The organism is Nitrosococcus halophilus Nc 4, assembly GCF_000024725.1.
In the GTDB taxonomy this organism is placed as follows: Bacteria; Pseudomonadota; Gammaproteobacteria; order Nitrosococcales; family Nitrosococcaceae; genus Nitrosococcus; species Nitrosococcus halophilus.
Window position 1 is genome coordinate 3,817,188 of the sequence record NC_013960.1, and the last position, 19,496, is coordinate 3,836,683.

The following is a 19,496-nucleotide window of genomic DNA, read 5'->3' on the forward strand; positions in this document are numbered from 1 at the left end:
GCTAGTCATCCCCCTTATTCCCTGCCTTTCTGACCCTATCGCAGAGAATTAATGCTTGCGCCGTAGCTCGAACATCGTGGGTCCGCACTATAACAGCCCCCTGCCAAACAGCAAGAGTAGCCAAGGCCAGGCTACCATAAAGGCGCTCTTCTACGGGCACTTTCAACATTGTTCCAATGAGGGACTTACGGGAAAGCCCCACTAGCACGGGGAAACCCAACTCGCAAAAGCAATGAAGGTGTTTAAGAAGCAATAGATTATGGATAGATTTCTTACCAAAACCAAAGCCTGGGTCAAGAATCAGCCGTTCTCGAGAAATACCCGCCTGCTCACAGGCAACCACTCGCTCTAGCAGAAAAGCGCGTACTTCCTCTACCACATCACCATAGACGGGGTTTTGTTGCATGGTCTGGGGCTTGCCCTGCATATGCATCAAGCAAATGGGTACTCCCAGCTCACTGGCGGCTTGTAACGCCCCTTCTTCCCGCAGGGCGTTGACATCATTGATTAAGCCTGCACCTGCGGCAACCGCAGCTCGCATCACTTCGGGCTTGCTGGTATCAATGGAAAGGGGAACAGGCAACGCTTGGCTAAGCAGCTCAATAATAGGAATAACCCGACGCAATTCTTCTTCTAGGGGAACAGGAGTGGCGCCAGGGCGGGTGGATTCACCACCGATGTCAACAATCGCAGCCCCCTCTTCCACCATCTGCCGGGCCCGCTGGAGCGCCTGCTCTAAAAGCAGATACTTGCCCCCATCAGAAAAGGAGTCAGGAGTGAGATTGAGGATACCCATGATCTGGGGACGACTAAGATCGAGAACCTTGCCCCCACAATCAAGAGAAGGTGGCAGGGACGATGAGCAATTTGCCATCGGTTTTAGCCTTTAAACCTAGAAGCGGCAGTCGGACGTGCCCAAGTGTGCAGCTGGCGGGCTGGATGGCAAGGCGCGACGACGCCGTGGGGTGCCCCCCACAAGGAGGAGCAACACCACCAGCCGGCCCCGCCAGTGGTGCAATCAGCCGTGTCACCTAAAGGGAGAAGCAGGCCAGCAGCTAGAAATCCAGCATTCATCGCACCTTTCCTCTGCTTCTGAGCGGTCAACTGCCGTTTCTAGGTTAAACAAAACAAAGCGCTCAGCGTGTAGTGAGAACCTCACGCTGAGCGCTATTTGCTTATTCCCTTCGATAATTAGAAGTCACTCTTGGAGTTTCGCCATGACTGATATCAATTTTGTTCCTACAAAACTTCATCAGCCTGGAGAATTCGCGGTTCCTTGCGGTTCTCAGGCCACGGCCCTTGGGGTCTTCACCGCTCCTCGCGCTTTCACTTCGGGTGCTCCCCACCCTAGGCTCCGAGAGCAAGAAAATCTTAGCGCGCATTCATGGCGAAACGCAAGTAATGTGGCCCTGCCTGCCTGCAGCAGGCAGGCAGGCTAGGCAGGGGGCGTCGCACTTCCTTGTGCTCCTTCAATGCTGGCCAGCAGGAATGGAAGATCCTCCCGCGGGTTGTTCTTCCTTGCCCTTAGCAGGGGCGCCACTACCACTCGGCGGTTCTACATCAGAAGGTCCGCCACCTGTTTGAGGTGGCCGTGGCTCTCTACCGGCCATAATATCATCGATTTGTTCCTTATCGATGGTTTCATATTTCATCAATGCATCGGACATGAGGTGCAACTTATCCATGTTTTCCTCTAAGAGATTCTTCGCCCGAAAATAGTTGCGATCAATAATCGCTCGGACTTCGGTATCAATTTCCGTGGCCGTGGTATCCGCGATACCCTTATGCTGGGTCACAGAGTGGCCGAGAAAGACTTCGCCCTCCTCTTCACCATAGGCTAACGGTCCCATCTTCTCCGACAGCCCCCACTTAGTAACCATATTGCGGGCTAACTCGGTCGCACGCTGGATATCGTTAGAAGCTCCGGTGGTCACCGACTCCGTACCAAAGATCAACTCTTCGGCCAGACGCCCTCCAAAGAGACTAGAAATCTGGCTTTCTATCTGCAATTTGCTCAGGCTGTAGCGATCCTGTTCCGGCAGGAACATGGTGACCCCCAGGGCTCGACCCCGAGGAATAATACTCACCTTATAAACCGGATCGTGGGCCGGCATCAAACGGCCAATAATGGCGTGCCCAGCTTCGTGATAAGCGGTGAGTCTCTTGTCCTCCTCGCTCATCACCGAGGAACGCCGCTCGACCCCCATCAGGATCTTATCTTTGGCCCGCTCCAAGTCATTCATATCGACCAGGCGCTTGTTGCCACGGGCGGCAAACAAGGCGGCCTCATTGACCAAGTTGGCGAGATCGGCTCCGGAGAAGCCCGGCGTCCCCCGCGCAATCAGGGCCGGCTCAACATTCTCTGCCACCGGCACCTTACGGAGGTGAACCTTAAGGATTTGTTCCCGTCCCCGAATATCCGGTAGAGAAACCACCACCTGCCGGTCGAATCGGCCAGGCCGCAACAAGGCCGGATCAAGGACATCAGGACGGTTGGTCGCGGCGATTACAATAACGCCTTCGTTACCTTCAAACCCATCCATCTCCACCAACATCTGGTTGAGGGTTTGCTCCCGCTCGTCATGGCCACCGCCAAGACCGGCACCACGCTGGCGCCCAACCGCGTCAATCTCGTCGATGAAGATGATACAAGGCGCGTGCTTCTTGGCGTTCTCAAACATGTCGCGCACCCGCGAAGCACCTACGCCCACAAACATCTCGACGAAATCAGAACCGGAAATGGTGAAAAAGGGCACCTTTGCTTCACCTGCAATGGCTCTGGCCAACAAGGTCTTACCAGTTCCAGGAGGGCCTACCATCAGTACCCCCCGAGGGATTTTACCGCCTAATTTCTGGAAACGGCCTGGATCGCGGAGAAAATCAACCAATTCCTTGACTTCCTCCTTTGCCTCGTCACAGCCGGCAACATCTCCGAAGGTGACTTTTACCTGCTCTTCGCTCAGCATACGAGCACGACTCTTACCGAACGACAGAGCTCCACGACCTCCAGCTCCCCCCTGCATCTGCCGCATGAAAAAAATCCACACCGCAATCAGCAGTAACATGGGGAACCAGGAGATAAACACCTGCATCAGAAGCCCAGTACCCTCTTCCGGCTTAGCTTCAATCACCACTCCGTTATCCAGGAGGTCACCAATCAAGCCTGGATCATCACCCGGACTATAGGTCGTAAAGTGTTTTCCCTCCTTTGTCTCGCCACTGATGGTACGCCCGTCAATCACTACTTTGTTCACTTGCCCGCTTGTAACATCGGCAATGAACCGAGAGTAGTCAATCTGATGGCCGTTCACCTGACGAGGCCCGAAGCTATTAAAAACCGACATCAGTACTAGGGCAATAACTACCCACAAAATGATATTTTTTGCCATGTCGCTCAATCTGTTATGCCTCGTACGTTAGGTTCCTGACTGCTGATAATACTTGCAAATCCCTGCAGCTACCAGCCTCATCCCGCGCCATTGTTCCTCCGTGGCCGCCTGGCGACGATATAGACCTCGCGGCTACGCCCTCGTGAGGCCGACGGCTTCTTAATTCGCACTCCAGAAAACTCCTGACGTATTGCCTCATAAAGTGCCTCAAACCCCTCACCTTGGAAGGTTTTAAGTAGAAACGAGCCCTCCGGACCTAAATGCTCTTGGGCAAAGGCGAGTGCCAATTCCCCAAGGTAGATAGCGCGGGGTTGATCTACTGCCGCCATACCGCTCATATTAGGAGCCATATCCGACATTACAAGATCTACCACACGGCCTGCGAGGGTATTCTGTAACTCAGCCAGAACATTATCCTCGCAAAAATCTCCCTGGATGAACTGTACCCCAGCGGGGGGAACCATGGGAAGAATATCCAGGGCAATCACTTGACCCTGTGCTCCAACCTGTTCAATTGCCCACTGGGACCAGCCTCCTGGAGCCGCGCCGAGATCTACTACCACCATGCTTGGGCGTAATAGACGCTCTCGGGTATCTATCTCTTGTAGCTTAAAAACAGCCCGGGATCGATATCCTTGCGCCTTAGCCTTTGTGACATAGGGATCACGGAAATGTTCCCGTAACCAACGGGCGCTATGACCCTTGTTTTTCGCCATAATTTGTGGGGGAATCAATTGATGTTGCCGTCACCACTACCACGGCTCCAAGGAAGCCCATCCTATCAATTAAAATGTGCTGCCGAACCCTCTGCGATCGGATAAGCAAGATGATTTAGACGGGAGCGGTAAAATAAAAAAGGAACGTAAAAACCAACCCCGGGGAAAAAACCGAAGAGTCATCCCCGAGCCACCGACTCCAGATACCAGGCTGGAGTCCTTATCCATAGAGTTATTTTATTTATAACATACGGCAGCAATCTCATAAATAACCACTCCACTGGGGGCTTGCACCTGCACCTCATCTCCCTCTCTCTTGCCAATAAGGGCGCGGGCAATAGGAGAATTTACAGAGATTTTATTCTCTTTAATATCAGCTTCCAAATCGCCTACGATTTGATAGCTCACTTCTCCATCCGTATCCATGTTGACCAAATCAACGGTCACACCAAATACTACGCGACCATCCTTTTGAAGCTTATTGACGTCAATTATCTGAGCATGGGCAAGCTGGTGCTCAAGATCCCTAATCCGCCCTTCGACAAACCCCTGTTCTTCCCGGGCAGCATGGTACTCTGCATTCTCTTTAAGATCACCATGGGCGCGAGCTTCGGCAATAGCCGCCACCACCCTTGGCCTGACCACGGTCTTAAGCTCTTGCAGCTCTTCACGCAACTGCTGCGCCCCTTTTTCCGTCAAGGGTACCTTACTCATTTTTTCCTCTCCCGCTGTAAATCTTGTAATCCATAGACCGAATCAATTGTACCCACGCGCAGGGCTTCGCAAGTTGCCCAGGCGCCAGCAACAGTTGTGGTGTAGGGCACTTTGTGCTGTAAGGCCGAACGGCGAATGGCATAAGAATCGGAAACCGCTTTACGACCTTCAGTGGTATTGATAATAAGCGCAATCTCATCATTTTTTATCATATCCACAATATGGGGTTGCCCTTCAAGCACCTTGTTGACCCGGGTACAAGTAACGCCTGCTTGCGCCAATACCGCACTAGTCCCCCGGGTTGCCAACAGCTCGAAACCCAATGTGGCAAGCTCCTGGGCAACGGGGACAATCCGCTGTTTATCCACATCCCGGACACTAATAAAAACTTTGCCCCCTTGAGGCAACACCACCCCTGCTCCAAGAAGCGCCTTATAAAAAGCTTCTCCAAAACAGCGCCCGGTTCCCATCACCTCGCCCGTTGATTTCATTTCCGGCCCTAAAATGGGATCGACACCCGAAAACTTGATAAAGGGAAAAACCGCTTCTTTTACCGAAAAATAGTGGGGTATCACTTCCTCCGTTATCCCTTGGCTGACTAGGCTCTGCTCCATCATGCAGCGGGCCGCAACCTTGGCGAGGGGAACACCAATGGCCTTAGAAACAAAGGGCACCGTCCGGGAAGCGCGGGGGTTAACCTCAAGCACATAGATATCATTTGCTTGAATAGCAAACTGGGTGTTCATTAACCCCACCACCTTAAGCTCACGGGCCATTTTATAGACCTGCTCCCGTAATTGGTCCTGCACCGCGGCACTCAGGCTGAAAGGCGGCAGGGCACAGGCGGAATCACCAGAGTGAACACCCGCCTGCTCAATGTGCTCCATAATCCCGCCCACAATGACTCGCTCCCCATCACAAATGGCGTCCACATCGACTTCAATGGCTTCATCTAAAAAACGGTCCAACAGCACGGGCGAATCATTAGAGACGGTCACTGCCTCTCTCATATACCGATTTAACTCATCCATGTTGTAGACGATCTCCATAGCTCGCCCTCCAAGCACATAGGAGGGCCTCACCACCAAAGGATAGCCGACTTCATCAGCCAAACGGAGTGCTTCTTCCTGGGTGCGAGCGGTACGATTAGGAGGCTGCTTAAAGCCCAGCCGCTCAATGAGACGTTGAAACCGCTCCCGATCCTCAGCCAAATCGATAGAGTCCGGGGAGGTCCCGATAATCGGTGCCCCTGCTGCCTCCAGAGCTCGCGCTAGCTTGAGTGGAGTTTGGCCCCCATACTGAATAATCACCCCCTTGGGTTGCTCCAGGGCAATGATTTCCAGAACATCCTCCAGAGTCAGCGGCTCGAAGTATAGCCGATCGGAGGTGTCATAGTCGGTGGAAACCGTCTCTGGGTTGCAGTTGACCATGATAGTCTCATAGCCATCCTCCCGTAGTGCCAACGCGGCGTGCACACAGCAATAATCAAATTCGATGCCCTGGCCAATGCGGTTGGGTCCTCCCCCTAACACCATGATTTTATCGCGCTGGCTAGGGGCCGCTTCACACTCTTCATCATAGGTGGAATAGAGGTAGGCCGTGGTGGTGGCGAATTCGGCACCACACGTATCCACTCGCTTATAGACCGGGCGCACCCCCAGGGCATGCCGCCGCCGCCGTATTTCCTCTTCTCCAACTCCCAGGAGAAAGGCCAAACGGCGATCCGAAAACCCCTTACGTTTCAAAAGATAAAGCGATTCTTTCCCCAATTGCTCCAGGGACAGGCCCCCCAATCCCTGCTCAGTCTGCACCAATTCTTGAATCTGAGCTAAGAACCAGGGATCAATATGGCTTAACTCATGAATCTCCCTCATGGAGAAACCAGCACGGAAGGCATCCGCAAGATAATAGATCCGCTCTGCGGAAGGCACCCGTAGCTGGTACCGTAGAGTCTCCGTGGTATCTTCTGCCTCTAAATTCAATTTTTCATTGAAACCATCCGCACCTGTCTCCAGGCTCCGAAGCGCCTTCTGCAAAGATTCCTGGAAATTCCGGCCAATGGCCATCGCTTCCCCCACTGATTTCATCTGCGTGGTCAAGCGGGCATCGGCTTTGGGGAACTTCTCAAAGGTAAAACGGGGTATCTTCGTGACCACATAATCGATACTAGGCTCGAAGGAGGCCGGAGTCAGCCCCCCGGTAATCTCATTCTGAAGTTCGTCCAAGGTATAGCCAATCGCCAGTTTTGCAGCGATCTTAGCAATAGGAAAACCCGTGGCTTTGGAGGCTAAGGCCGAAGAACGGGACACCCGGGGATTCATTTCGATAATAATCAGCCGCCCATTTTCTGGATTAATGGCAAACTGGACATTGGAACCACCGGTATCCACCCCAATCTCGCGCAATACCGCAATGGCCGCATCACGCATTATCTGATATTCCTTATCCGTGAGGGTTTGAGCGGGTGCTACCGTAATGGAATCACCCGTATGCACCCCCATCGGGTCAAAATTCTCAATAGCGCAAATGATGATGCAGTTATCCTTACAGTCCCGCACCACTTCCATCTCGAATTCTTTCCAACCCAACACCGACTCCTCAATGAGAAGTTCCGAATTGGGACTAAGATCCAGACCACGCTCACAGATCTCAACAAATTCTTCCCGGTTGTAAGCAATACCGCCCCCAGAGCCCCCCAGGGTAAATGAGGGTCGAATAATAATGGGGAAGCCCAAATCTCTCTGAACCTGTTGTGCTTCCTCAAGGCTGTAGGCAATTGCTGAACGGGGGACGTCAAGTCCAATTTTTTGCATCGCCAGCCGGAAGAGATCCCGGTCTTCAGCTTTATTAATGGCGTCCTCGCTCGCGCCGATCATCTCTACGCCATAACGCTCCAGGATTCCTTCACGAGCCAAATCCAGGGCGCAATTCAAGGCGGTTTGGCCGCCCATCGTGGGCAGTAAAGCATCAGGGCGTTCCTTTTCAAGGATTCGGGCTACGGTTTCCCAGGTGATCGGCTCAATGTAAGTGGCATCGGCCATTTCTGGATCAGTCATGATGGTGGCCGGGTTAGAATTCACCAAAATCACCCGGTAACCTTCCGCTTTAAGGGACTTACAGGCTTGAGCACCGGAATAGTCAAACTCACAGGCCTGACCTATAACAATGGGTCCGGCACCGAGAATAAGTATACTTTTGATGTCGCTACGTTTAGGCATAGGGAGTTTGTTCTCAGCGGGCCGATATCTGCCTTAGGTGGATACTCATACACTGACACTGAATCAAGGGCTGAGAGAACCTATCGCTGGATATGGGTAGCTTGCATGAGGCCGATAAAACGATCGAATAATGGAGTAATATCACGAGGGCCAGGGCTAGCCTCAGGGTGTCCTTGAAAACCAAAGGCTAGCTTATCCGTGTGCTGAATGCCTTGCAAGGTCCCATCAAACAGAGAACGGTGGGTCGGTTGTAGGTACGCAGGCAAAGTACTCTCATTAACCGCAAAGCCATGATTTTGGCTGGTAATAAACACCTCTCCAGTGGCCAGATCTTGTACCGGATGGTTGGCTCCATGGTGGCCAAATTTCATCTTCACTGTCGTGGCCCCGCTAGCAAGCGCCAATAATTGATGACCCAGGCAGATACCAAAAAGCGGTATGGACTGGGTCAGGAATTCCCGGATCGCCACAATCGCATAATCGCACGGCTCCGGGTCTCCAGGCCCATTAGAGAGCAGTATTCCATCGGGGGATAAAGCCAACACTTCAGCGGCTGAAGTCCTAGCCGGCACAACTGTTACCCGGCAACCCTGGTCCACAAGCAGGCGCAAAATATTATGTTTAACACCAAAATCATAGACCACCACATGAAAGCGGTCTGGGGTCTTCTCACTGGAGACAGAATCGTCCTTCTCCAGACGCCAGCTTCCCTCAGACCAGCCATAGGAAGTGCTCGTCGTGACCACTTGGGCAAGGTCCATGCCCTTAAGGCCCGGGAATGCCCGTGCCTGGGCTATCGCCTCTGCCTCATCAATCCCCTCACCGGCCATGATGCAGCCATTGAGGGCACCATGTTCGCGCAGGCAGCGGGTCAGTTTACGGGTATCAATATCTGCAATGGCAACTACCTGATTCCGTACTAAAAAAGCATCTAGCGGTTCTTCCGCCCGCCAGTTACTGAAAGTCGCAGGATAATCACGAATGACCAAGCCGCTGGCATAAACTTGGTCGGATTCCCGGTCTTCACTATTGGCCCCCACATTGCCAATATGAGGGTACGTCAGGGTGACAATCTGCCGGCAATAGGAGGGGTCAGTCAGGATTTCTTGATATCCCGTCATCGCAGTGTTAAATACCACTTCACCCACCGTCTGCCCTGGGCAGCCAATAGCGGTGCCTCGAAATATACTGCCATCTTCGAGCGCAAGTAGGGCGTCAGGACGCAAGTCAACCTCCAACAGATACAAAAAAGCGGGACACAGCTTCACTCGTCCCGCTTGCCCGATAGCTAGGATAGTAAATTACCATCCGCCATGTTCGTTCTAAATTTTACTTTACCAACCCTTAGGGTGTCTATGCGCAAGCGTGATGACAGCTACCGCTTCCTATGGGATGATTTATTTTCCACTGGACATAATAGGAGGATTTTAGTCTTGTCGACACGCCTTTGGAATAGTCGATCTTTTCCCCGCGCCCGCCCCCGCCGCATGCGGCGGGATGATTTTTCTCGGCGGTTGATGCGGGAAGCCCGTCTAAACTGTGACGATCTTATCTATCCGGTGTTTGTCCTCGACGGCCACAGCCGCCGCGAGGCGGTCCCTTCTATGCCGGGCATTGAGCGAGTCACCATCGATGCTTTACTGGATGAAGCGGAAGCGCTCATCACCTTGGGTATCCCTGCCATCGCCCTGTTCCCCGTGACCTCACCGGATCGGAAGTCGGACGATGCGCGCGAAGCCTATAATCCAGAGGGTCTCGCCCAGCGGGCGGTACGGGCTTTGAAACAGCATCTTCCCCATCTGGGCGTGATCACTGATGTGGCCCTAGACCCCTTTACCAGCCATGGCCAGGACGGCCTTGTCGATGCCCAGGGTTATGTCATCAACGATGAAACGGTCGAGGTTCTGGTAAAGCAAGCCCTTTCCCATGCAGAAGCTGGCGCTGATATTGTCGCCCCCTCCGACATGATGGACGGCCGTATTGGTGCCATTCGCCAGGCGCTGGAAAGTGCTGGATACCTCAATACCCGGATTCTTGCCTACTCGGCTAAATACGCTTCCAGCTTTTATGGGCCTTTCCGGGATGCGGTCGGATCGGCGAATAACCTGGGGGGTGGCGACAAGTACAGCTACCAAATGGATCCGGCTAACAGTGATGAAGCGCTGCAAGAAATTGCTTTAGACTTGGAAGAGGGCGCGGATATGGTCATGGTCAAGCCAGGAATGCCTTACCTCGATATCGTCCGGCGGGTGAAAACAACCTTTGGCGTCCCCACCATGGTGTATCAGGTCAGCGGCGAATATGCCATGCTGACTGCTGCTGCCCAGAATGGCTGGCTGGAACGGCAAGCGGTGGTGATGGAATCGCTGGTTTCCATGAAGCGAGCCGGGGCTGATGCCATCTTAACCTACTTTGCCAAAGATGCCGCGCGCTGGCTACATAACCAATAGAGGGGAACAGCACCAATAGAGGGGAACAGCACCAATAGAGGGGAACAGCACCAATAGAGGGGAACAGCACCAATAGAGGGGAACAGCATGCCAGACCGCTACGCCGTCATGGGCAATCCTATCGCCCACAGTAAATCGCCTCAAATTCATACCGCCTTTGCCCAGCAAACGGATCAAGATCTGACCTATACCGCCATCCAAGTAGAAAAAGGGAAATTAGCGGAAGCCGTCACTGCCTTTCAAAACCAAAAGGGTAAAGGATTAAATATTACCCTTCCTCTGAAAGCCGAAGCCTGGGAACGGGTGGATAAATGCAGCCCCCGGGCCCAGCGAGCTAGGGCAGTCAATACCCTCACCCTTGAGGAAAATGGCTCGCTCCGAGGCGATAATACCGATGGCATAGGACTGGTGCGGGATCTTATAGAGAATCACGGTGGCCTCATCAGGGATCAACGGCTCTTACTGCTAGGGGCCGGTGGCGCAGCTGCTGGCGTCATCGAAGCCCTATTGGACGAAAAACCCGCCCGCCTTGTGGTGGTCAACCGGACCCCCGCTAAAGCCATTGAATTGGCAACCCGATTTAGCCCATTGGGTGCTGTGACCGGCGGCGGCTATGAATTACTTGCAAGCGGCCCCTTTAATCTCATCATCAATGCTACTGCCAGCAGCCTTCAAGGGGAACTCCCTCCCCTTCCCCAAGGGATATTGCACCCTGGCGGCTGGGTTTACGACATGATGTACGGCAATGAGCCTACCGTTTTCATGAAGTGGGGGCAAACTCAAGGGGCGGCACAAGCCTTAGATGGATTGGGCATGTTAGTGGAACAAGCTGCGGAAGCGTTTTTTATTTGGCGCAAGCTACGACCCCAAACAGCGCCAGTCATTGCGCAACTAAGACAGGAAATGGCAGGTTAAAACCCCGCGGTGCCGCTGTGAATATCGCTCTTGAACCGAGAAGTTCAAGTGGGAGCTCCGCGTGATGCCGTAGGCTTTCCACTACTTGGTGGACATGCACATTGGCACCATCGAATCCTGCCCCCTAGCGAGTAGTATAGGCTCAAGTAGTATCCAATCCACTGGCGTACACCGCAGGGATCTTTATTTTACTCTAATTTGTAACAGAATCCAGCCACCTGATTCCTAATTTATGGATCAACCTGGCGACACTCTTCCAGCGCTGCCTCAACCTTATGCCGAAGGGTTTGGATTCGTTTGCTTAACTCACGCTCTCCTTCCTTTCGGCTTTGCTCCTTAAGCAGCTCATGGGTGATGTTTAAAGCCGTCATCACCGCCACCCGTTCTACACCGATAATTTTACCGCCGACTTTAACCTCCTCCATTTTCTTGTTAAGGTAACGGGCTGCTGTTAATAACGCTTCTTCCTCACCAGGTGGGCAAGCCACCCGATATTCTTTACCCAATATATGCAACACTACCGGCTGGGCTTCATCATTCATGATGCCTGCTCCATAGACTTTAGGCGTGTAATCATCGCCTCGACCCGACTTCGCGCAAGTTCAGTCTGCTCAATAAGCTTCGCCCGCTCAGAAATAAGCTCAGCGTTTTGGCCACGCAAAGCTTGGTTTTCTTCCCTTAAGCGATTGCACAGCTCGATTAACTCATCGATTCGCCGCTCTAATTGTTTAACCGTATTCTCTACCATACTTGGTAGCCTCTTGTTTTTACCCAATATAGAGCGGCAGCAAAGGCGGGTCAACGGCAGTAGCCGAATTGGCACAAAGGTACCTTAAAGTTGTCATTAATGTTACGATGAATATTATAATTTAACATTAAAAAATGGCTGAAATTTATTCTAATCTTTTAGAAGATCTCTGCAATATCGAAATGTGCGCAGATCCCTCTGAAGTTCACGGGTCCTTGTGCGGGTTTCTTTGCGCCAGACAAAAACAAACCGCTGGGGCTTGGATCGAGGAGATCGCCCCCCAAGCCAGCCGCGACGACAAAGAAAAGCTGGCGGCGCTATTTGAACTTACCGAGCAGCAGCTTAACAGCCCCGATTTGGATATACGGCTCTTCCTCCCCGATGACCAAGCCCCCCTTAGTGAACGCACCGAAGCCCTTGCCAGCTGGTCTCGGGGACTCCTATACGGCCTTGGTATTGGTGGGCTAGGAAAAGAAACCATCTTAGATGACGACATCCAGGAATTCCTAACAGATGTCGCAAAAATTGCAAAAGCAGTCCATTACCCCGAGACCGATACCCATGAGGATGAGGTTGCCTATAGCGAACTGGTCGAATATCTCCGCATGGGATTGTTGTTGGTATACGAAAGTCTCCACCCCACCGATAGGGACTCACCCCCCGAAACTTAACTTTAAGGCATCACCACCTTAACTTATGGAAGCCAAAGAATTCGCACGCCGTCGTAAACAATTGTTGCAAATGATGGGGGAAGGCAGCATTGCTATCCTGCCTACAGCAAGCACTTACCCCCGTAACCGAGATGTGACCTTTCCCTTCCGTGCTGATAGCAATTTTTACTACTTAACAGGGTTCCCTGAACCGGAAGCAGTGGCCGTTCTCGTTCCTGGCCGCAGCCATGGGGAATATCTCCTATTTTGCCGGGAACAGGATCCGGAGAAAGAGATCTGGGAGGGCCGCCGCGCTGGCACTCAAGGGGCTTGCAAAGATTATGGCGCTGACGACGCCTTCCCCATTACCGATATTGATGACATTCTTCCCGGATTAATGGAAGACAAAGCCCGGGTCTACTACGCCATGGGCTATTACCCCGGTTTTGATCAACGTATGGTCGGGTGGGTTAATTTGATCCGACAGGCCTCTCGTGCTGGTAAGCGGCCGCCAGGCGAGTTCATTGCGCTGGATCATCTACTTCATGAAATGCGTCTTATCAAAAGCGCCCAAGAAATCAAAACCATGCGTGAAGCGGCCCGGATCTCGGCTGAAGCCCACATCCGGGCCATGCAACTCTGCCACCCTAGCATGATGGAATACCAAATAGAGGCGGAGTACCTTCACCATTTCTTTAGCCAGGGCTGCCGAGCCCCAGCCTATCCTCCTATCGTAGGCAGTGGTGGCAATGGTTGTATCCTCCACTACACCGACAATAATGCCCGCCTCAGGAAAGGAGATTTGCTTTTGGTGGACGCAGGCGCCGAGTATGACTATTATGCGGCGGATATTACCCGTACATTTCCCGCCAGCAGCCGCTTTTCCCCCGCCCAAAAAGCGATTTATGAACTGGTCCTGGAAGCACAACTGGCGGCCATCGCCGAGGTCCGACCCGGCAATCACTGGAACGAACCCCACGAAGCGGCCGTGCGGGTACTGACAGAGGGTCTGGTGGCTCTCGGTCTGCTCAAAGGACGGGTGAGCACCTTGATTAAAAAAGAACACTATCGCCGCTTTTATATGCATCGTACCGGGCACTGGCTGGGTATGGACGTCCATGACGTAGGGGACTATAAAGTCGATGGTGAATGGCGGGTTTTTGAACCTGGCATGACTCTAACCGTAGAACCGGGATTGTATATCCCTGCCAATAGCCAGAAAGTAGCTAAAAAATGGTGGAATATCGGAGTCAGAATTGAGGATGATGTGCTTGTGACCAAAGAGGGCTGTGAAGTCCTAAGTGCAGCAGTCCCTAAAACAGTAGACGAGATTGAGGCCTTGATGGCCTCCTCACAGATACGGGTACCCATGCAATGACCCCCCCTTTCGACTACGATTTACTTATCGTGGGAGGTGGCCTCATTGGCAGTAGCTTGGCCTTGGCCTTGGCATCCCAACCCTTACGCATCGGCATTATCGAAGCGGTTCCCCCAAGTACTCAAGAGCAACCTAGCTTCGATTCCCGGGCCATTGCCCTAGCCTTCGGCTCCCGCCGTATTTTTGAGGGCATAGGCTGCTGGTCCGCCATTGCCTCTGAAACAACCCCCATCCGCCACATCCATGTCTCCGACCGGGGGCATTTTGGGGTTACCCGCCTAGATGCCGCCCAGGCTTCCCTGCCCGCATTGGGCTACGTGGTAGAAGTGCGGATGCTGGGCCAGATTGTCTATCAAAAACTTCAAGACTTTCCCCAGGTTGAGCTTATTTGCCCTGCCAAAGTCGTCAATATCGTCTCTGAAGCATCCCAGACCCAAGTACAAATTGCTTCCCATGGCCATATCCATACCCTCTCCACCCGTTTGCTGGTGGCTGCCGATGGAGGACTCTCCCTGGTGCGGCAGTTGCTGCAAATTCCGACCCAAAAGAGAGACTACGGCCAAACAGCCATTATCGCCAATGTAGCCACCGAACGTTCCCACCAATACCGGGCTTTCGAACGCTTCACCGATACCGGCCCCTTGGCGCTACTGCCGCTGGGTGAAAAACGATGTAATCTGGTCTGGACAGTGAAAAATATTCAAGCCCCTTATCTTACCGCCGTGGACAAGGAGACCTTTCTCGCTCACCTGCAGCAACGCTTCGGCCAGCGCCTAGGGCGTTTTACCCGGATTGGTAAACGCCATGCCTACCCTCTTCAGTTGCTTCGAGCACAACAACAAGTTGCGTGCCGGGCGGTGCTCATCGGTAATGCCGCTCACAACCTCCACCCCGTTGCCGGCCAAGGTTTTAATCTGGGGCTCCGGGATGTTGCCGCCTTGGCGCAGACTCTTGCCGATGCCCAAAAAGCGGGCCACGATCTTGGGGCGCCGGAGACCTTATCCACTTACACCCAATGGCGCCAGGGGGATCAACATCTAGTGACGGGATTAACGGATACCCTCGTACGTCTATTTTCCAATGATTATCCTTTGCTCGGCCCAGCCCGAGGCTTGGGGCTGGCAGCTTTAGATTTATTTCCTCCCCTCAAGCAGCAGTTTATGCGCCAAACCATGGGACTTGCGGTACGGCAGCCTCGCCTGGCTCGGGGATTAGCCCTATGACCTCACCTCATCCCCCCTATGATGTTCTCATCGTCGGTGCCGGCATGACGGGCTCTTGCTTGGCATTAGCGCTAGGACAATCCCCCAAACTCCGAATCGCCTTGGTAGAAGCCAATCCGCCTGATCTAGAGGACGTTCCTCCAGACACTTATGATCTTCGGGTTAGCGCCATCACCCGTGCCTCCGAAAATATTTTTAAAAACTTAGGGACCTGGCAAGAAATGGCGGCGCAACGTATCAGCCCCTTTCGGGAAATGCATGTATGGGACGGGACAGGCACCGGAGAAATCCATTTTGACAGTGCTGAGATCGGAGAACCCTGCTTAGGGCATATCATTGAAAATCGGGTGATTCAAAGAGCGCTCCTAAAACAATGTGAGGGTTCGGATAATATCGACCTGTATGCTCCTGCTCACCCTAGTGGAATAATCCAAGATGATCGCAAAATTTACCTGCAACTGGAAGGGGGCGATTGCCTAGGAGCACGCTTGCTCATTGGCGCAGACGGGGCCAATTCCAAGGTAAGACAGTGGATGGGTATTAGCAGTCGGGGTTGGGATTACCAGCAAAAAGGGGTAGTCGCCACGGTTCAGACTGAAAAGCCCCATCAGGAAACAGCATGGCAATGCTTTCTTCCCCCGGGACCGCTGGCCTTTTTGCCCTTAGACAATCCCTATCGCTGCTCCATCGTCTGGAGCACGACACCCGAGGAGGCTACCCACTTGTTGGCCTTGGAAGAACAGGAATTTGCTGCGGCACTCGCTGCTGCCTTTGAGTATCGTTTAGGGGCGATCCAAGCAGTGAGTCCTCGGGCCGCTTTCCCCCTGCGACTGCGGCATGCGGAGACTTATACCAAACCCCGGTTGGCCCTGGTTGGCGATGCGGCCCACACCATTCATCCCCTAGCTGGACAAGGCGTTAACTTAGGCTTGCTGGATGCCACCGCACTAGCTGAAGTATTGATGACCGCCAGAAAGCGCAAGAAGGACCTGGGCGCTCTTGCCACCCTGCGGCGCTTTGAACGTTGGCGGAAAGGGGATAACTTTGCCACCCAATTGGTGATGGATGGTTTTAAACGCCTTTTTGGTAATACCCTCTTTCCAGTCCGCCTCATTCGCAACCTTGGCCTTACAGCCACTGATGCTGCAACCCCAGTCAAATGCTTGATTATGCGCCAGGCGTCCGGTTTAACCGGAGATCTGCCCCTGATGGCTAAGCCAAAATTGATTGATCCTGGAAAATAGGCGGGCTAAATGCGATTTCTGCCGGCTAAACACCCCCCTTCCGGGAATCCTTCTTTTTTTGGCGGGAACGATGCCCCCCCTTGCGAAGATTCCTGTTGTCCCTAGGCGGTAGCGAGATGGGTTGTTTCGGTATGGACAGTGCCTCATCATCTACCGAGAAAGGAGCCAACTTATGACCAATATATTCCTCAATATCAGGCAAGGAAAAGGCGTAATCTTCACAGGCAAAACTCACCGCCGAACCACTCGCTCCAGCGCGAGCAGTCCGGCCTATACGATGCACATAGTCTTCAGGATCCTGAGGTAAATCATAGTTAAATACATGAGTTACCGTAGGGATATGAAGACCCCGTGCCGCCACATCCGTGGCAACCAAAATAGGATAACTTCCCTCTTGGAATTCCTTAAGCAGGCGCTGACGCTTGCCCTGGGGGACGTCACCGGAAAGCAAGGCAGCTTTAAAGCCATTACCTTCCAGGTAACCCCAGACTTGTTCAGCGGCGTATTTAGTATTCACAAACACAATCGCATGTTGGGGCGCTAGACGTTTAAGGAGGGCAAGCAATAGAGGAATTTTTTCTTCGTTAGCAGGAAAATAAACTCTTTCTTTAATTTTATCGGCGGTTACCTTCTGGGACTCTGTTTGGACTAGACGGGGGTTGTTCATATGCTCGTAAGCTAGCTCCGTCACCCGCAGGGAAAGGGTGGCTGAAAACAACATCCCGAGGCGTTTATGGGGTGGCGGCAGACGACGCAAAATGTAGCGAATGTCCCGAATAAAGCCCAGATCAAACATCCGATCGGCCTCGTCTAAAACGACGACCTGGACTTTTTTAAAATCGAATATCTGCTGTTTGTAATAATCAATGAGACGTCCTGGTGTACCAATCAAGATATCACAGCCTTGCTCTAGGAGGTGGCGTTGTTTGCGGTAATTAGCCCCACCATAAACAACAACAGATCGTAAACCGGTATGACGGCCGAGCAGTTGGGCATCCTTTTTTATCTGAATAGCCAACTCACGAGTTGGGGCTAGAATTAACGCCCGGGGCTGTTGACCTTGTTCAATACCAAGATCTCTTAATAAGTATTGCATTGTCGCCAGCAAAAAGGCAGCCGTCTTGCCGGTCCCCGTCTGGGCCTGCCCCGCTACATCCTTACCGGCCAGTAGCAAAGGCAATGTCAATGCCTGGATCGGCGTACAAACGGTAAAACCGGCATCTTGAATCCCCTGTATTAGGGGTTTGGCCAGATTTAAGGCATCAAATGAAATTTCAGAAAAATGAGGATTGGACATCAATTTTGGGTACCAAAAGACCCGGTTTTATGCTTATAGCTTGAAAATGGGCGAAAATTGCGCTGAAATCGTATTTATATAATTATGCATTATTATATCTCACTATATTAGGGTAACCTATGCATAAATCATAAAAGAAGGCAACTAAATTTTATGCAAAAATCTTAAAGCAAAAATAATAACGTATAAAATTTCTAGACAATTTTAATCCAACAGTTGGAGTTATACCTACAATGAGTGATCGCATCATATCAGTAACCGACGCCACCTTTGAGGAAGAAGTGATTAAATCAGAACAGCCTGCGCTTGTGGACTATTGGGCTGAATGGTGTGGACCCTGTAAAATGGTTGCACCTATTCTGGAAGAGATTGCGAAAGAATACGAAGGCAAGCTCAAAATTTGTAAACTCAATATTGATGAGAATCCTTCGACTCCACCTCGCTATGGAATCCGCGGTATCCCCACTTTGATGTTGTTCAAAAACGGGAATGTAGAGGCGACGAAGGTGGGCGCCCTGTCAAAATCGCAACTAGCAGCCTTTATCGACAGTAATTTATAGGCGGCTTCTCATGGCAGCAATGATGTAGAAGCCATCGCGATTCAAATGAGATAAGCTTATGAAAATTAGATCCCTTACCGCTGCGATGGTCCTGGGTATATTCTTTGTCGGCTGTGCTAGCACTACAGGGGAAAAAGAATCCATCGGCACGGTTCTTGGCGCCGCAGGCGGGGGACTTCTAGGCTCACAGTTTGGTTCAGGAAGCGGGCAACTGGCAGCCACAGCCGCGGGTACCCTACTGGGCGCTCTAGTGGGAAGCAACATTGGCCGCACCATGGACGATGTTGATCGCATGAAGGCCCGTCAAGCCCTAGAGCAAGCCACCCATGCTCCTATTGGAGAAACCATTACCTGGAATAATCCTCGCAGTGGACACCAGGGCTCGGTAACGCCAGTACGTGATGGGCGCTCCAGCGCTGGCAATTATTGCCGGGAATTCCAACAGACAGTGACCATCGACGGCAGGAGTGAGCAGCTCTATGGGACAGCCTGCCGACAACCGGATGGAAGCTGGAAACTGATCCAATAAGCGCCGAAGCCGCTAATCTATTAAGTCTTATAGAAGTCTTTGCTGCTAATATTAGAGGGCATGGGTGGCAGGTTTTATGAATAGGGGGCAATAGCATGGCAAACCACAAGTTTAAAACTTTAACCTTAGGCCTGTGGCTGTATCTACTGCTACCTCAGATAGCCTGGAGTGATTTTCAAAATGGAAATCAGCTACTTAAGAACTGCACTGCGAAAAATGACATTCAGGCCAAAGCCTACTGTATAGGCTATGTGGCCGCCATTGCAGATGTCTTAGGAGTAGGAGACAGGGAAATTGGAGGATGGTATGCCTGCCTCCCAAGCCATGCCACTCAAGGAGATGTCGTTGAGATTGCCGTTAATTGGCTTAAAAAGCACCCTTCAGTCCGCGGTGAGGGGGCTTCTGATATTGCTGCCCATGCCCTTGCCAAAGCCTTTCCTTGCACTCCCACTCCCTAGCTTTATA

19 protein-coding genes and 1 other RNA gene are annotated in these 19,496 nt (G+C 52.3%); 9 read left to right on the forward strand and 11 right to left on the reverse strand.

Features of this window, described 5'->3' with window-relative positions; all coding sequences use genetic code 11:
• Position 1 precedes the first annotated feature (1 nt).
• The 7 genes from folP to carA form a co-directional block, all read right to left on the reverse strand.
• Positions 2–874, reverse strand: coding sequence for a dihydropteroate synthase (gene folP, locus NHAL_RS17975; RefSeq protein ID WP_013034573.1), 873 nt, complete (start codon positions 872–874; stop codon positions 2–4).
• A gap of 5 nt (positions 875–879) precedes the next feature.
• Entirely contained in the window at positions 880–1,074 is a 195-nt protein-coding gene (locus NHAL_RS21325; protein WP_157862599.1) for a hypothetical protein, read from the reverse strand.
• A 395-nt stretch (positions 1,075–1,469) separates the two neighbouring features.
• A complete protein-coding gene (ftsH, locus tag NHAL_RS17985; protein WP_013034575.1) occupies positions 1,470–3,389 on the reverse strand; it encodes an ATP-dependent zinc metalloprotease FtsH in 1,920 nt (639 codons plus the stop codon).
• Between the two features lie 77 nt (positions 3,390–3,466).
• Positions 3,467–4,105, reverse strand: coding sequence for a 23S rRNA (uridine(2552)-2'-O)-methyltransferase RlmE (rlmE, locus tag NHAL_RS17990; RefSeq protein WP_013034576.1), 639 nt, complete (start codon positions 4,103–4,105; stop codon positions 3,467–3,469).
• A gap of 237 nt (positions 4,106–4,342) precedes the next feature.
• A complete protein-coding gene (gene greA, locus NHAL_RS17995; RefSeq protein WP_013034577.1) occupies positions 4,343–4,819 on the reverse strand; it encodes a transcription elongation factor GreA in 477 nt (158 codons plus the stop codon).
• A complete protein-coding gene (gene carB / locus NHAL_RS18000; RefSeq protein WP_013034578.1) occupies positions 4,816–8,037 on the reverse strand; it encodes a carbamoyl-phosphate synthase large subunit in 3,222 nt (1,073 codons plus the stop codon). Before carB ends, greA begins: the two co-directional genes overlap by 4 nt.
• A gap of 80 nt (positions 8,038–8,117) precedes the next feature.
• Positions 8,118–9,263, reverse strand: a complete 1,146-nt coding sequence (gene carA / locus NHAL_RS18005) for a glutamine-hydrolyzing carbamoyl-phosphate synthase small subunit (RefSeq protein ID WP_041355985.1) — start codon at positions 9,261–9,263, stop codon at positions 8,118–8,120.
• Between the two features lie 261 nt (positions 9,264–9,524).
• Here carA and hemB point away from each other — a divergent pair, with 261 nt between their 5' ends.
• Both hemB and aroE read left to right on the forward strand, forming a co-directional pair.
• The gene (gene hemB, locus NHAL_RS18010; protein WP_049780688.1) at positions 9,525–10,487 is read left to right on the forward strand and encodes a porphobilinogen synthase; all 963 of its coding nucleotides are present in this window, start codon (positions 9,525–9,527) and stop codon (positions 10,485–10,487) included.
• Positions 10,488–10,574: 87 nt separating this feature from the next.
• Complete coding sequence (aroE, locus tag NHAL_RS18015; protein WP_013034581.1) at positions 10,575–11,402, forward strand: shikimate dehydrogenase; 828 nt, start codon at positions 10,575–10,577, stop codon at positions 11,400–11,402.
• Here the strand turns inward: aroE and ssrS are convergent.
• The 3 genes from ssrS to NHAL_RS18025 form a co-directional block, all read right to left on the reverse strand.
• A non-coding RNA gene (gene ssrS, locus NHAL_RS20735) (6S RNA) lies at positions 11,400–11,585 on the reverse strand. The two genes, aroE and ssrS, sit on opposite strands and share 3 nt — an antisense overlap.
• A gap of 47 nt (positions 11,586–11,632) precedes the next feature.
• Complete coding sequence (locus tag NHAL_RS18020) at positions 11,633–11,944, reverse strand: cell division protein ZapA (protein ID WP_013034582.1); 312 nt, start codon at positions 11,942–11,944, stop codon at positions 11,633–11,635.
• Positions 11,941–12,150 carry a TIGR02449 family protein gene (locus tag NHAL_RS18025; RefSeq protein ID WP_013034583.1) on the reverse strand — a complete coding sequence of 70 codons (210 nt, stop codon included), beginning with the start codon at positions 12,148–12,150 and terminating at the stop codon, positions 11,941–11,943. Before NHAL_RS18025 ends, NHAL_RS18020 begins: the two co-directional genes overlap by 4 nt.
• Positions 12,151–12,284: 134 nt before the next feature.
• On the opposite strand from NHAL_RS18025, the gene NHAL_RS18030 reads away from it, so the two are divergent.
• From NHAL_RS18030 to NHAL_RS18045, 4 genes are read left to right on the forward strand one after another with little or no spacing between them, the layout of a single operon-like run.
• Complete coding sequence (locus NHAL_RS18030; RefSeq protein ID WP_013034584.1) at positions 12,285–12,821, forward strand: UPF0149 family protein; 537 nt, start codon at positions 12,285–12,287, stop codon at positions 12,819–12,821.
• 25 nt (positions 12,822–12,846) lie between these two features.
• On the forward strand, positions 12,847–14,178 hold the full coding sequence (gene pepP / locus NHAL_RS18035; protein ID WP_013034585.1) for a Xaa-Pro aminopeptidase: 1,332 nt from the start codon (positions 12,847–12,849) through the stop codon (positions 14,176–14,178).
• Positions 14,175–15,401 carry a 2-octaprenyl-6-methoxyphenyl hydroxylase gene (gene ubiH / locus NHAL_RS18040; RefSeq protein ID WP_013034586.1) on the forward strand — a complete coding sequence of 409 codons (1,227 nt, stop codon included), beginning with the start codon at positions 14,175–14,177 and terminating at the stop codon, positions 15,399–15,401. The genes pepP and ubiH overlap by 4 nt, the downstream gene beginning before the upstream one ends.
• Complete coding sequence (locus tag NHAL_RS18045; protein WP_013034587.1) at positions 15,398–16,645, forward strand: UbiH/UbiF/VisC/COQ6 family ubiquinone biosynthesis hydroxylase; 1,248 nt, start codon at positions 15,398–15,400, stop codon at positions 16,643–16,645. The genes ubiH and NHAL_RS18045 overlap by 4 nt, the downstream gene beginning before the upstream one ends.
• Before the next feature lie 25 nt (positions 16,646–16,670).
• Here NHAL_RS18045 and rhlB read toward each other — a convergent pair whose 3' ends face one another.
• The gene (gene rhlB, locus NHAL_RS18050) at positions 16,671–17,942 is read right to left on the reverse strand and encodes an ATP-dependent RNA helicase RhlB (protein ID WP_013034588.1); all 1,272 of its coding nucleotides are present in this window, start codon (positions 17,940–17,942) and stop codon (positions 16,671–16,673) included.
• Positions 17,943–18,175: 233 nt separating this feature from the next.
• Here rhlB and trxA point away from each other — a divergent pair, with 233 nt between their 5' ends.
• The 3 genes from trxA (at position 18,176) to NHAL_RS18065 (ending at position 19,489) form a co-directional block, all read left to right on the forward strand.
• Entirely contained in the window at positions 18,176–18,502 is a 327-nt protein-coding gene (trxA, locus tag NHAL_RS18055) for a thioredoxin TrxA (protein WP_013034589.1), read from the forward strand.
• 58 nt (positions 18,503–18,560) lie between these two features.
• Positions 18,561–19,031, forward strand: coding sequence for an RT0821/Lpp0805 family surface protein (locus NHAL_RS18060; protein WP_013034590.1), 471 nt, complete (start codon positions 18,561–18,563; stop codon positions 19,029–19,031).
• Positions 19,032–19,126: 95 nt separating this feature from the next.
• Positions 19,127–19,489, forward strand: a complete 363-nt coding sequence (locus NHAL_RS18065) for a Rap1a/Tai family immunity protein (protein WP_013034591.1) — start codon at positions 19,127–19,129, stop codon at positions 19,487–19,489.
• Positions 19,490–19,496: the final 7 nt, after the last annotated feature.

Bases quoted from the DNA above. Each gene is read 5' to 3' on its own strand.
- NHAL_RS18025 (WP_013034583.1), bottom strand. From the start codon at position 12,150: ATGGTAGAGAATACGGTTAAACAATTAGAGCGGCGAATCGATGAGTTA.
- ftsH (WP_013034575.1), bottom strand. From the start codon at position 3,389: ATGGCAAAAAATATCATTTTGTGGGTAGTTATTGCCCTAGTACTGATG.
- pepP (WP_013034585.1), top strand. From the start codon at position 12,847: ATGGAAGCCAAAGAATTCGCACGCCGTCGTAAACAATTGTTGCAAATG.
- rhlB (WP_013034588.1), bottom strand. From the start codon at position 17,942: ATGTCCAATCCTCATTTTTCTGAAATTTCATTTGATGCCTTAAATCTG.
- NHAL_RS18045 (WP_013034587.1), top strand. From the start codon at position 15,398: ATGACCTCACCTCATCCCCCCTATGATGTTCTCATCGTCGGTGCCGGC.
- folP (WP_013034573.1), bottom strand. From the start codon at position 874: ATGGCAAATTGCTCATCGTCCCTGCCACCTTCTCTTGATTGTGGGGGC.
- NHAL_RS18065 (WP_013034591.1), top strand. From the start codon at position 19,127: ATGGCAAACCACAAGTTTAAAACTTTAACCTTAGGCCTGTGGCTGTAT.
- trxA (WP_013034589.1), top strand. From the start codon at position 18,176: ATGAGTGATCGCATCATATCAGTAACCGACGCCACCTTTGAGGAAGAA.
- hemB (WP_049780688.1), top strand. From the start codon at position 9,525: ATGCGGCGGGATGATTTTTCTCGGCGGTTGATGCGGGAAGCCCGTCTA.
- NHAL_RS18060 (WP_013034590.1), top strand. From the start codon at position 18,561: ATGAAAATTAGATCCCTTACCGCTGCGATGGTCCTGGGTATATTCTTT.
- carB (WP_013034578.1), bottom strand. From the start codon at position 8,037: ATGCCTAAACGTAGCGACATCAAAAGTATACTTATTCTCGGTGCCGGA.
- ubiH (WP_013034586.1), top strand. From the start codon at position 14,175: ATGACCCCCCCTTTCGACTACGATTTACTTATCGTGGGAGGTGGCCTC.
- rlmE (WP_013034576.1), bottom strand. From the start codon at position 4,105: ATGGCGAAAAACAAGGGTCATAGCGCCCGTTGGTTACGGGAACATTTC.
- NHAL_RS21325 (WP_157862599.1), bottom strand. From the start codon at position 1,074: ATGAATGCTGGATTTCTAGCTGCTGGCCTGCTTCTCCCTTTAGGTGAC.
- NHAL_RS18030 (WP_013034584.1), top strand. From the start codon at position 12,285: ATGGCTGAAATTTATTCTAATCTTTTAGAAGATCTCTGCAATATCGAA.
- greA (WP_013034577.1), bottom strand. From the start codon at position 4,819: ATGAGTAAGGTACCCTTGACGGAAAAAGGGGCGCAGCAGTTGCGTGAA.
- aroE (WP_013034581.1), top strand. From the start codon at position 10,575: ATGCCAGACCGCTACGCCGTCATGGGCAATCCTATCGCCCACAGTAAA.
- NHAL_RS18020 (WP_013034582.1), bottom strand. From the start codon at position 11,944: ATGAATGATGAAGCCCAGCCGGTAGTGTTGCATATATTGGGTAAAGAA.